Origin of the sequence: Amycolatopsis azurea DSM 43854 (assembly GCF_001995215.1) — a bacterium.
GTDB lineage: Bacteria > Actinomycetota > Actinomycetes > Mycobacteriales > Pseudonocardiaceae > Amycolatopsis > Amycolatopsis azurea.
Genome location: NZ_MUXN01000024.1, coordinates 445809 through 457259, shown reverse-complemented (window position 1 = coordinate 457259; position 11451 = coordinate 445809). Strand labels below are relative to the sequence as shown.

Below are 11451 nucleotides of genomic sequence, written 5' to 3'. Positions count from 1 at the left end.
TCGCCATCATGTCGCGCCGTTCCCTTCACAACCCAGCCCCCGACGCCGCCAGCCTCCGCGCCCGCCTCGACCGGGCCCGCGCCGCCGCGGCCGCCGCCGACACCGACGCCCTGCTGATCGCACCCGGCTCGGACCTGCGCTACCTCATCGGCCAGGCCGGGGGTTCCTTCGAACGGCTGACCACGCTGGTGATCCCGGCCGACGGTGTCCCGGCGCTCGTGCTGCCGAAGCTGGAGGCACCCGGCTACGCGGACGTCCCGGCGGACGAACTGGGCATCGAGATCGTCACCTGGGTCGACGGGGACGACGCCTACGAACTGGTCGCCGACAGGCTGGGCAAGCCCGGCCGGGTCGCGGTCAGCGACTTCACCCCGGCCCTGCACGTCCTCGCCTTCCGCGGCGCGCTCGGTGACGCCGAGCAGACGCTGGCCGGGCCGATCGTGCGTGAACTGCGGATGCGCAAGGACGCGGCCGAGATCCAGGCGCTGCGCGACGCGGGTGCGGCCATCGACCGCGTGCACGCCCGCGTGCACGAATGGCTGCGCCCCGGCCGCACCGAGGCCGAGGTCGGCGCGGACATCACCGCCGCGATCGTCGAAGAGGGCCACACCCACGCCGACTTCGTGATCGTCGGCTCGGGCCCCAACGGCGCCAGCCCGCACCACGACGTCTCCGAGCGCGTCATCGAACGCGGCGACGTCGTCGTGGTCGACATCGGCGGTCCGATCGCCGAGGGCTACAACTCCGACTCCACCCGCACCTACGCGGTCGGCGAGCCTCGTGACGCCGACGTCGCCGAGACGTACGCGGTCCTGCAGCGCGCCCAGCGCGCCGCCGTCGAGGCCGTCCGTCCCGGTGCCACCGCCGAGTCGATCGACGCCGCCGCGCGCGACATCATCGCCGAGGCGGGTTACGGCGAGTTCTTCATCCACCGCACCGGCCACGGCATCGGCCTCGACGTGCACGAAGAGCCGTACATCATCAAGGGCAACGCGCTGCCGCTGGAGCCGGGCATGGCCTTCAGCGTCGAGCCCGGCATCTACCAGCCGGGCCGCTGGGGCGCCCGCATCGAGGACATCGTCGTGGTCACGGAGGACGGCGTCGAGTCGGTCAACCAGCGTCCGCACGACCTGATCGTGCTCGACGCATGACCGGTTCCCTGGAGCCGCTCGACCAGTCCATCGTGCAGGAGCTGGCCGCGGACGGACGGCGCAGCTTCACCGATCTGGCGGAACGGGTCGGGCTTTCGGTTTCGGCGGTCCACCAGCGGGTCCGGCGCCTGGAGCAACGCGGGGTGATCCTCGGGTACACCGCGCGGCTCGACGGCGAGCAGATCGGCCTCCCGCTCACCGCGCTGATCTCGCTGACCCCGAACGACCCCGCCGCGCCGGACGACTATCCGCAGCGTCTGGAGCACATCAAGGAGATCGAGTCCTGCTACTCGGTCGCCGGGGACGAGTCGTACATCCTCCTGGTCCGGGTGGCTTCGCCGCTCGGCCTGGAGGACCTGCTCCGCCGCATCCGGGAGTCCGCCAAGGTCTCGACCCGGACCACGGTGGTGCTGTCGACGCCGTTCGAGGGGCGCTCGCCCACCTTGTGAAACCGGAAAACGGGTGGGCTTGCGCGGCGCTGGTACGATAAAAGGTATGGCAACACGTAAGGTCACTCTCTCACTCGACAGTGGTGCGCTCGAGTTCGCCGAGCGGGCCGCCAAGGCACACGGGATCTCGGTCTCGTCGTGGTTGTCCAAAGCGGCCCGCAGGGAAGCCGTCCGCACCGGATACACGCCGCAGCGCGCTCCGGCCGCACCGTCCGCCGAATCGGACGAGGCCGAGCTGACCGCCGCGGAGAAGGATCTGCGTGCACAGGGGTGAAGTCTGGACGTACCACCCCCCGACCGAACCGGCACGGCAGCGCACCGTCGTCCTGCTGTCCTCGGACGGGGTGAACGAGTCCGAGCGGCCGTGGCTGCTCGGCACCGAACTGCTGGACCGTGATCCACAGGACATCCTCGGTGTCGCCGTCGACGCGCGGTACTGGGTCTCCACGCTGAACCTCACGCGCCTGTACCGGCCGTGGTTCGACGAGAAGATCGCGGAGATCGACCAAGAGGTCCAGGAGCGCATCGACATCGCCTTGCGCGCCGCCCTGGATCTCTAGCGCGCGACGACCTCGGGTGCGGCGTGCAGTTTGCCGTCGGCCCCGGAGAGGCACGAGGCGTTGCCGCCGCGGGCGGCGAGGAATTCGTTGAGGCAGTTCGCGATCTGCGCGTGGCCGTTCGCGTTGGGGTGGAACGATTCCTGCAACGCGTGGCTCGCGCGGTCCACCTGGCCGAGGTCGCTCAGCTGCAGCGTCAGCCTGCTGAACCACTCGTTCGCCGGGTCGCTGCTGCACGCCTCGCGGCCCGCTCCCGCCCGCGAGAGGTCGAGGAACCGCGCGCTGGTCGCCCTCGACGCCTGCTTGAGCCCGTCCGACAGGACGGAGACGCCGTCGCGGCGCATCCACGTCAGATCCTCCGTGCGGAACGGGCAGCCGTTGAGGCTGCGCAGCGTCTCCGGGATCTGGGGCCCTACGGGCGAGGCGTACGACATCAGCACGAGCTGGTAGTCCGCCGGGACATAACCGGCCTGTGCCAGCACCTTCTTGACGTCGGCGACCGCGTTGGTCACCTTCGGCACCATGGCGTCCACTTTGGACTTCCAGGTCTTGCGGAGCTCCTCGCTGCACGGCGGGTTCTGCGGCGAGAACCACGCCTTGAAGCACTCGCTGACCTGAGCGGAGAACTTCGGCTCGTCGTTCGCGCCGACCGCGATCACCACCGCGGCGACCCGGTGGTCCTTGATCAGGTTCGCCAGCTGCTGAGCCTGCGACGGCTCGGTCCACTGTTTCGCCTCGCCGAGAGCGATCTGTTCCGACGGCGCACCCGAACACGCGAGATTCACCCGCGCGGTGACGTCCGGGATCTTGATCTGCTCGACGAAGGCGTTGGGGGAGCGGTGACACCAGTTGCCGCCCTGCCCGTTGGTCGTGGGCGTGTAGTTGCCCGCGCCCTCACCGGAAACCGTGCTGTCGCCGATGGAGACGACCGTCAGCGGCCCCGTTCCCGGCGGGCCTTGGCGCGGGGACGGCTGCCCTGGGCGGCTTTCCGACCCGGTAAAGGCAATGAACCCGACGAGAACCACCACGAACGTGAGCGCGAGAGCACCCCACCACCACCGGAAACGTCGCATCGTCACCGGATTCTACGGAAGCCGGTGCCCGACCGGGTGATCATGGTGGTGTGACGGTGGCGATGCCAGGTCAGCCCGCTTCCGTCAGGTCGGTTCCGGCCGCCAGCTCCGACACGATGTCGAGAACGCCGGGCAACGCGGGCTTGTCGTTCCCCGGCACCCAGGCGACCACGGTCCGGGCGGTTTCGCCCACCAGGGGCACGAACACCACACCGCTTCGCCGCAGGCTGTGCGAAGACCGCGCCAATCTCGTGACGCCGATGCCGGCGGCGACCAGGCCGAGCAGACCCTGCACGGTCGCCGCCCGCTGGACGACGCGCGGGGTGAACCCGGCCGCCTCGAATTCGTCGTCGTAGTGCCGATGCCAGGGCTCCCACGAACTGCGCGGCGTGAGCACCCATGGCTCGTCGGCCAGGTCCGCCAGCTTCACACCGGCCTCGGTGGCGAGCCGGTGTCCCTCCGGCACGACGGCGCAGACCTCCTCGGTGATCAGCGTGCGGGTCTCGAAGCCGTCGACCAGCGGAGGCCGCGTGAAGATCAGGTCGTAGCGCCCGTCGGTGAGCCCGGCGACGAGCGGCGCGATCTGGGTGTCGTCGGTGGTCAGGGTGAGGTCGGGCAGACGGTCGCGGACCGCGCGCACCACCGGCGGGAGCAAGTAGTTGGCCGTGGTGGTGAGGAAACCGAGGTGGAGGGTGCCGATCTCGCCGCGCACCGCCCGGTCCAGTGCCGAAAGCGCCTCGTCGTTGCGCGCCAGGACGGCGCGGGCCTCCGGCAGGAACAGCGCACCGATCTCGGTGAGCCGCGTCCCGCGGCTGTCGCGCCGCAGCAGGCGCGCGCCGAGAACCCGTTCCAGGACGGTGATCTGCTGGGAGAGCGACTGCTGGGCGATGTGCAGGCGGCGCGCGGCCTTGGTGAAGCTCGCGTCCTCGGCGACGGCGACGAAGTAGCGCAGCTGCCGTAGCTCAGGGGTCACAGGCTCTGACTGTAGCCGCACCAGGAAGCCGGTGTTGGCGGGCAAAGCGCGATCTCCACAGGATGGGTGGCAGGAACTTCACTGGAGGAAACAGGAATGACGAAGGAAACCGAGGGCCGCGTCTGGCTGATCACCGGCTGCTCGTCCGGGTTCGGCAGGCACCTCGTCCTGGCCGCGCTCGACGCCGGTGATCGCGTGATGGCCACGGCTCGCCGTCCGGAAACCCTCTCCGAATTGGAGGAACTCGGACAGGGCCGGGTGCGCACCGCGGCGCTCGACGTCACCGACCCCGCTCAGGTCGAGGCCGCCGTCCAGGCCACTCTCGCCGAGTTCGGCCGGATCGACGTCGTGGTCAACAACGCCGGTCACGGCTCGGTCGGCGCGGTCGAGGAACTGAGCATGTCCGACCTGCGGTCGCTGATGGACGTGATGTTCTTCGGTGCCGTCGAGGTGACGAAGGCCGTCCTGCCGCACCTTCGAGAGCAGGGCAGCGGGGCGATCGTGCAGATGAGTTCGATGGGTGGACAGCAGAGCCCGCCCGGATTCGGGGCCTACTGCTCGGCGAAGTTCGCCTTGGAAGCGATGTCGGAAGCCCTCGCCGCCGAGGTCGCGCCTTTCGGTGTGAAGGTGCTGATCGTGGAGCCCGGCGCTTTCCGGACCGAGTTCGGCGGCAGCCGGTTGCAGCGCTCGCGGGTGATCGACGCCTACCGGGAATCCACGGGTGCCATCCGGGATTTCGTCGAGGGGATGGACGGTTCCCAGCCCGGCGATCCGGCGAAGGCGGCGGCCGCGATCCTGAAGGCGCTCGACAGCGACAACCCGCCGCTGCGGCTCGCCCTCGGGGACGACGCCGTCGACGGAATCCGGGGTTCGCACGAAGCAAGGGCGGCGGAGCTGGCCGCTTGGGAGTCCTTGAGCCGCTCCACCGCCCTCTGAGCTGTCCGTGAAGGCCTCCTTGAGGGACCCAGGGTCCCTCAAGGAGGCCTTCACGGACTGGTGAACGTCGCCTTCGGTGCGCTGGCCACGTGGGGTCAGCGTTTGCGCCAGATGGAGACCTCCAGGTCCGTGATCTCGTACCGGCGGCCGTCGACCCCGGTCAAGCTCGGTTCCGTGCTTTCCGACAGCTGCTCGAACGCCTCGCCGAGGACGTTCGCGAGCTCGGCCGCCGACGCCCGGGGGAGCGCCACGAGCAGCAATCCTCCGGCACGCAGGAAGTTCTCCGAGCCGACGAGCGGGCGCAGATGCCCCGCCACGCCGCCGAGCCGGTCGAAGGCGTCCGCCACGACGACGCCGTCGAAGGTGCCCAGCGCGGCGGGTGGCCTGCCGGACTCGGCGAGAGTGAAGGACACGCTGCCGCCCGGCGCGATCGACGGTCGCCGCGCGTGCAGTTCCCCGCGTCCCGGCACCTGGTAACCGACGTCCCAGCCTTCGGCCAGCCGGTCGGCCGCCGCGACGAACATCGGCCGGTCGTCCAGGCCGACGACCTCGATCGGCCGCCCGGCCAGCGAGAACGCCAGTCCGCCCGTCGCGGTGGCGAGGTCGGCGACCCGGCGCAGCTCGATCCCGGCCTCGTCGGCGGCCTCGACGAACCTCCTGGCCAGCCGGTCCGGATGCCCCGCGGTCGCGGCCAGTGGATGTCCGGTTCCGCCGAAGGCCTGCTCTGCCGTGCCGTACTGGCCGAGCAGCGCCCGGTCGAGCTCCGCGCGAGCGGCTCCGTCCACAGTGGACTCCGGCGCGACGACCAGCCGGATTCCCGCCTGCTGCAGGAAGTGCGGCCGGTAGAAGTGCCGCGCCCAGATACTGCCCAGTTCGCCGCTGCTGATGTAGGCGCCCCCGAGGATCAGCGCATGCTGGCCGCCGAAACTCGGCACCGAGAAATCCTCGTAGTAAGGATGCGGGGTGAAGCCTTCGAGCGGGTTGAAGGTGTCTTCGCTCCACGCCCAGAGGTTGCCGCCGGCGTCGTGCAGACCCTGCGACGTCGTCGGCGAGTGGTCGACAGGGCCCTCAGAACCCCAGGCGAGGCCGAGGTTGATGCCTTCCTCGCGCAGTTGCGCGCCGTCGAGCCGCATGACGACGTCGTCCGCGACACCCGGACGTTCCGGAAGATCGCGCAGCAGGAAGTACTCCGCTTCGGTCGGCAGCCGGTAGTCCCGCCCCTCCTTTTCGGACCGCCAGGCGGCGAAGGCCTTGGCCTCGTGGAAGTTCACCACCACCGGCCAGTCCCACGGCATGTCGATCTCGTCGAACAGCGTGCGGAGCCGGAACGCGTGGAGCCCGGTCGGTCCGGTCGGCACCCAGAACCGCGGCCATTTGGTGTTGCGGAAGCGGCGCCAGGCCTCGCCTTCCGCCGACCACAGCTCCGGCCGCCGGTAGCCGCCGTCGGCGACGAAGGCATGGAATTCGCCGTTGCTCACCAGACATCGGGCCGCTTCGAAGTCCGGCAGTTCCCGGCGGCGTGAGCCGTACGCGCTGTCCCAGCCATAGGACGGGAAGGACAGCGGCTTGCCCAGCCGCGCCGTGCGCCCAGGCACGGTGACGGTGCCGTTGGCGGGCACGGAACCGGGTTCGGGCTTACCGGTCTCGGTGGTGCGGCGCAGCGGCGACGGAGCGGGCCACGCGGCCGGCCGTTCGACCAGGTTCGACCGCATCTCGCGGATCAGCACCGAACTGGTCTCCAAGTGGATACGGTCGTGCTCGATGGCCAGCAGGAGTGCCCAGGCCTGGTCGTCCATCGTGACCGGGCGCCCGAGGTCCGGGGCGAACGGCGTGGTCTCGATGATGCCGACGACCGTCCGGTACACCTCGGCGCGGTAGTCCTTCACCTCCGAAACCGACGGCCAGACCATGTCGTTCTTCGACATGTCGTCCCACGAGTTCTCGTCGACGCCCATTTCCAGGACGTGTTCGAGGTAGGCGTCGATCGGCGCGTCCAGCAGCCCGGAGACCCGGAGCTTGTTGACGTAAAGCGCGGTCGTGTGGCCGTAGTAGAAGACCATCGGGTGCCGCAGGTTGTGGTCCGGCGGACGGTAGAACGCCTCCGCGCCTTTCAGCCCGGCGAACAGCACCTCGTGCAGTGTCCACGCGTTGTCGAAGTAGTCCAGCACCTCTTCGCGGCTGCAGACGGAGAGGTCGGGCAACGGCAAGGACCGGATCTCCCCGGATTCGGCAACCCCGGGGCAGCGGCCGGGTTCGGGGCGGACCCCGGTGTACCACCACTGAGGATCGCGGGCTCCGTTCAGCCGTTCGTCGGCGTGCTTTACCGCGTTTCTCTCCCAAGGTTCCATGGTGACCGTCGACGTCATGTGACCTCACTTCAGTTCTGGGGCACTGGGGGCGGGTGCCGGAAACCGTCGCATCTTCGAAAAGGTCATTTCCTCTCCTTTCGTGCCGTGAATCGCTCGTCTGAAGATGTCCGCCGCGAGAGCGCAAGCGCGGAGATGCCGGTGATCGCGGCGGATGCGACCGTCGGTGTTCCGATCCATCGGTTGAGAGGTGAACCCTTGTCGACGAAGCCCTGTGTCGTGCTCGTGGACACCTACGAAACGGCTGACCACGGGTTGCCGCAGACCGCCCGCCACATCGCGCCGACGTTCCTGGCGCTGGGTGCGGAGTGCGTGCGCGTGCAGAGCGCCCCCGACGCGCCAGGTCAGTACCGGAAGTCCTCGCCGACCATGAGCAACTACCGCGAGAACATCGTCCACGACGGCGATCTCGGGAAGACGCTGGACGCACTGGCCGCACACCGGCCGGTCGCGGTCGTGGCCGGCGGCGAATACGCCGTCGCGTTCACCGACGAACTCAGCGAGGCGCTGGGGGTGCCGACGAACGGCACCGCGCTCTCCCTGGCCAGGCGGGACAAGTCCGCCATGGGCGAAGCCGTGGCCGCCGCGGGACTCGAAGGCGCCCGGCAACTGCTGACCGCGGACGAAGCCGAACTCGCCGCGTGGCATCGGAAGACGGGCGGGCGGATCGTCGTCAAACCGAACCGCAGCGCGGGCGGCGACGGTGTGTCCTTTTGCGACACTCCGGAGCAGTCGGTGGCGGCGCTGCGGGCGATCACCGGCCGCCAGAACGTGTTCTCCGAGGACAACGACACCGTCATCGCGCAGGAGTATCTCGCCGGCACCGAGTACATGGTCAACACGGTGAGCATGGACGGCCTGCATCAGGTGTGCGACATCTGGCAGACCTCCCGCTTCGCCGTCAACGGGGTGTCCGACCTGCTCGGCGCCTGCCGGATCGTGCCGCGGCGGGCGCCAGGTCACGACGAACTGGTGGAGTACGCCTTCGCGGTGCTCGACGCGGTGGGCATCCGGCACGGCGCGGCGCACGTCGAGATCAAGCTGACGCCGCGGGGACCACGGCTGATCGAGGTGGGGTCGCGCCTTTCGGGCGGCGACCTGCCGCATCTGGCCCGCCTCGCGATCGGCGAGTCCCAGCTGGACTGGATGGCCGACGCGGTGCTGCGTCCGGAGAGGTTCCGCGAGCGGTGGGGCGAGGACTACCGGATCCGGCGGCACTACGCCTGGTCCGCGCTGCTCTCCCCGGTCGAAGGCACGCTCCGCCGGTACACGGTGCTCGACGAGATCGAGCGGCTGGAGAGCTTTCACGAGATGTTCGTCCTGACGCAGCCGGGGAAGCCGTTGCGCCGCACCGTGGACGACACGACGTTCCCGGTGGTCGTCACGTTCATGCACGAGATCGAGGAGTACGTCCTGCGCGACCTCGGCACGCTGCGGTATCTCGACGGCGTGGGCTGCTACGAGCTCGAATCATGACGGCGCAAGGGTTCCTGAGAACCCGGCTGGGCGGGCTGCCCAAGTCCTTCTGGGTGCTGTGGACGGGCACGCTCGTCAACCGGCTGGGCACGATGGTCCTGCCGTTCCTGGCGCTCTACCTGACCAGCGATCGCGGTCTTTCGGTGGCCACGGCGGGAACCGTGCTGGCGCTGCTCGGCATCGGGCAGGTGTTCTCCCAGCTGATCGGCGGCATGCTGGCCGACCGCATCGGCAGGCGGGCCACGCTGACCGGAGGCATGCTCGCGACCGGTGCGATCATGCTGGTGCTGGGTTACGTCGAAAGCCTCGAACTGATCGCGGTCGCCGCGCTGCTGCTCGGGCTGGCGCTCGACGTGTTCCGTCCGGCCACCCAGTCGATCGTGGCGGATCTGGTGCCCGGCGCCGACCGCACGCGGGCGTTCGGGCTGCTGCTGTGGGCGATCAACCTCGGGTTCTCGGTCGCCATGGTGCTGGGCGGCACGTTGGCCAGGGCCGGCTTCACGACGCTGTTCTGGGTGGACGCGGCGACGTGTGTGCTGTTCGGCCTGCTGGTCTGGCGCGCGGTGCCGGAGACCCGCGGCGGAGCCGGGCCCCGCGAACGGGGTGGCTTCACCGTCGTCCTGCGCGACCGGGTCATGGCCGGGCTGATGCTGGTCTCGCTGGTGGTCGCGTTCGTGTTCCTGCAGAGCCTGGCCACGTTGCCGCTCGCGATGCGGGAGGACGGTCTTTCGCCGGCGGGGTACGGCCTGGTGATGGCGGTCAACGGGATCGTCATCGTGGTCGTGCAGCCACTGGTGGGGCATCGACTGGGCCGTTGGGATCCGTCGCGGGTGCTCACGTTCGGGATCCTGTTGACGGGCTTGGGTTTCGGGGCCACGGCCTTCGCGTCGACGACACCGGCGTACGCGGCGTGTGCGGTGTTCTGGACCCTCGGCGAGATCGTGATCCAGTCGGTGGGCGTCGCGATCGTGGCCGAGCTCGCCCCGCCGCATCTGCGCGGCCGGTACAACGGCGCCTACGGCACGGCGGCGGGCCTCGCCGCGTTCGTCGCCCCGCTCGGCGGCACCCAGCTGCTGGTCTTGGGCGCACCCGTGTTGTGGACCGTCTGCTTCGGACTGTGCCTGGCCGCGGCCGTCGGACAGCTGTTGCTCGGCAACGCGGTCCGTCGCCGGATGGCCGCCACGGCCGTTCCCGTTGCGGCCGTGGGCTGACCGCGCTTCATCCGTCCAGCCTGGACGCGAGAATCGCCGCGCCGGGTCCGGAAAGCTCGGCCAAAGCGACGCTCCGGCCGGCGATCGCCATCAGGATCGCCTCGCCGGGACCGCGGAGTTCGGGGCCGGACCCGGCCGACCAGTCGAGATCCACCGGGGCGAGCCGGAGCCCGTGTGCGCGCTTGTCGGCCTTGATCACCCGGGCGTGACGCGCGAAAGCCAAGGCGTGACGCAGCCGCTCCGGCGGAACGTCGCGGGGGAGCCCCAGCGGACGCCGGATGTCCTGCTGATGGACGAGGCTGTCGAGCAGTCCCACCCTTCCGCCGAACACGGCTGTCAGCCCGCGTGGGTCGAGGTTGGCCTCGATCCTCTCGACCAGCTCGTCCGGTGTCCGCTCGGGCTCGCGCGCGATGCCGAGCGCGTTCATCCGGTCCAGCCGCAACCCGCCGCGGACGGCCTGGGCGATCAGGTCACGGAAGCGCAGGCCGTCGTAGTCGACGACGTGCACGACCAGGTCTCGCACCGTCCACTCCGGACACAAGGTCGGCTCGTCCCATTGCGCGGGCGTGAGCGTCCGCAGGAACGCGGCGAAGTCCGTCCGCTCGTCCCGGACGAGTCGCGCGACTGATTTCACCGGTGGCCTCCTGGAATCACTTGTAGTCGAGCCAGCCGCAAACGTAGTAGTTCGTGTCCTCGTTCCGCTCGACGTACCAGGAGTAGACGACGTCGCCCGCCAGTTTGCCGGTCCGAGCGTTCCGCTGGGTGACCGTGGCCTGCACGGTGACGAACTCGTATCCGGGTGGGACGGAGTAGGGCAGCATCTGCCAGCGCTCGACGTAATGCCCGTGGAGTTCGAACCCGAGCAGGGTCTCCCGCAGTCGCGGGCAGGTCCCGCTGCGCAACGCGGTCATGTCGTGATTGGCGAGCCCGTTCATGTAGACCTGGAAGACCCGGTCGATCGCGGCGGGTTCGAGGCCGCGCGCGGACGTCGAGGGAGGCGCCGGGGGCGTGACGGTCAGGGTGTGGGTCTGAACCGGGGGAGCGGAGTACGACGTCGACGTCGTGGGCGGAGGGTCGGCCGACAGCACCGGAAGTCCGCCCCGGCACGCCGCGAGGGTCGTGCCGAGGCCGATCAGGAGCACGCCCGCCCGGACGCGCGAAGTCAGAGTTCTCACGCCGCCGACGTTAAGCGGCGTTCATGAAATTCGGATGAAACAACCCAGCCGGTCCTCGTGGGCGGCCGGAGGCGAGGAGGTGTC

Annotated in this window: 12 protein-coding genes; 7 read left to right on the top strand and 5 right to left on the bottom strand. The window is 69.8% G+C overall.

The genetic code is table 11. The annotated features are described in order from the left end of the window. The first annotated feature begins 8 nt into the window (after window positions 1-8). The 4 genes from B0293_RS32375 to B0293_RS32360 are packed head-to-tail and all read left to right on the top strand — an operon-like array spanning window position 9 to window position 2160. Window positions 9-1151, top strand: a complete 1143-nt coding sequence (locus B0293_RS32375) for a M24 family metallopeptidase (protein WP_005150934.1) — start codon at window positions 9-11, stop codon at window positions 1149-1151. Then, a complete protein-coding gene (locus B0293_RS32370; protein WP_005150936.1) occupies window positions 1148-1600 on the top strand; it encodes an Lrp/AsnC family transcriptional regulator in 453 nt (150 codons plus the stop codon). Before B0293_RS32375 ends, B0293_RS32370 begins: the two co-directional genes overlap by 4 nt. A 46-nt stretch (window positions 1601-1646) precedes the next feature. After that, on the top strand, window positions 1647-1874 hold the full coding sequence (locus B0293_RS32365; protein ID WP_005150938.1) for a hypothetical protein: 228 nt from the start codon (window positions 1647-1649) through the stop codon (window positions 1872-1874). Continuing rightward, on the top strand, window positions 1861-2160 hold the full coding sequence (locus tag B0293_RS32360; RefSeq protein ID WP_005150941.1) for a hypothetical protein: 300 nt from the start codon (window positions 1861-1863) through the stop codon (window positions 2158-2160). The genes B0293_RS32365 and B0293_RS32360 overlap by 14 nt, the downstream gene beginning before the upstream one ends. Here B0293_RS32360 and B0293_RS32355 read toward each other — a convergent pair. After that, complete coding sequence (locus tag B0293_RS32355; protein WP_005150944.1) at window positions 2157-3230, bottom strand: GDSL-type esterase/lipase family protein; 1074 nt, start codon at window positions 3228-3230, stop codon at window positions 2157-2159. The two genes, B0293_RS32360 and B0293_RS32355, sit on opposite strands and share 4 nt — an antisense overlap. Before the next feature lie 70 nt (window positions 3231-3300). Next, entirely contained in the window at window positions 3301-4203 is a 903-nt protein-coding gene (locus tag B0293_RS32350) for a LysR substrate-binding domain-containing protein (RefSeq protein ID WP_039915532.1), read from the bottom strand. Window positions 4204-4299: 96 nt separating this feature from the next. Between B0293_RS32350 and B0293_RS32345 the strand changes: the two genes are divergently transcribed. Beyond that, complete coding sequence (locus B0293_RS32345) at window positions 4300-5139, top strand: oxidoreductase (protein WP_005150948.1); 840 nt, start codon at window positions 4300-4302, stop codon at window positions 5137-5139. A 95-nt stretch (window positions 5140-5234) separates the two neighbouring features. Here B0293_RS32345 and ovoA read toward each other — a convergent pair whose 3' ends face one another. Then, a complete protein-coding gene (gene ovoA, locus B0293_RS32340) occupies window positions 5235-7505 on the bottom strand; it encodes a 5-histidylcysteine sulfoxide synthase (protein ID WP_005150949.1) in 2271 nt (756 codons plus the stop codon). A 198-nt stretch (window positions 7506-7703) separates the two neighbouring features. Here ovoA and B0293_RS32335 point away from each other — a divergent pair, with 198 nt between their 5' ends. Both B0293_RS32335 and B0293_RS32330 read left to right on the top strand, forming a co-directional pair. Then, window positions 7704-8981, top strand: a complete 1278-nt coding sequence (locus B0293_RS32335) for an ATP-grasp domain-containing protein (protein ID WP_039915535.1) — start codon at window positions 7704-7706, stop codon at window positions 8979-8981. Further along, window positions 8978-10192, top strand: coding sequence for an MDR family MFS transporter (locus B0293_RS32330; RefSeq protein WP_005150954.1), 1215 nt, complete (start codon window positions 8978-8980; stop codon window positions 10190-10192). Before B0293_RS32335 ends, B0293_RS32330 begins: the two co-directional genes overlap by 4 nt. A 7-nt stretch (window positions 10193-10199) precedes the next feature. Here the strand turns inward: B0293_RS32330 and B0293_RS32325 are convergent, their stop codons facing one another. Together B0293_RS32325 and B0293_RS32320 are read right to left on the bottom strand one after the other, a co-directional pair. After that, window positions 10200-10826: a maleylpyruvate isomerase family mycothiol-dependent enzyme gene (locus B0293_RS32325; RefSeq protein WP_005150956.1), complete on the bottom strand. Its 627-nt coding sequence runs from the start codon at window positions 10824-10826 to the stop codon at window positions 10200-10202. Window positions 10827-10842: 16 nt separating this feature from the next. Then, a complete protein-coding gene (locus B0293_RS32320; protein WP_245191822.1) occupies window positions 10843-11367 on the bottom strand; it encodes a hypothetical protein in 525 nt (174 codons plus the stop codon). Window positions 11368-11451: the final 84 nt, after the last annotated feature.

Bases quoted from the DNA above. Each gene is read 5' to 3' on its own strand.
- B0293_RS32375 (WP_005150934.1), top strand. From the start codon at position 9: ATGTCGCGCCGTTCCCTTCACAACCCAGCCCCCGACGCCGCCAGCCTC.
- B0293_RS32370 (WP_005150936.1), top strand. From the start codon at position 1,148: ATGACCGGTTCCCTGGAGCCGCTCGACCAGTCCATCGTGCAGGAGCTG.
- B0293_RS32365 (WP_005150938.1), top strand. From the start codon at position 1,647: ATGGCAACACGTAAGGTCACTCTCTCACTCGACAGTGGTGCGCTCGAG.
- B0293_RS32355 (WP_005150944.1), bottom strand. From the start codon at position 3,230: ATGCGACGTTTCCGGTGGTGGTGGGGTGCTCTCGCGCTCACGTTCGTG.
- B0293_RS32345 (WP_005150948.1), top strand. From the start codon at position 4,300: ATGACGAAGGAAACCGAGGGCCGCGTCTGGCTGATCACCGGCTGCTCG.
- ovoA (WP_005150949.1), bottom strand. From the start codon at position 7,505: ATGACGTCGACGGTCACCATGGAACCTTGGGAGAGAAACGCGGTAAAG.
- B0293_RS32330 (WP_005150954.1), top strand. From the start codon at position 8,978: ATGACGGCGCAAGGGTTCCTGAGAACCCGGCTGGGCGGGCTGCCCAAG.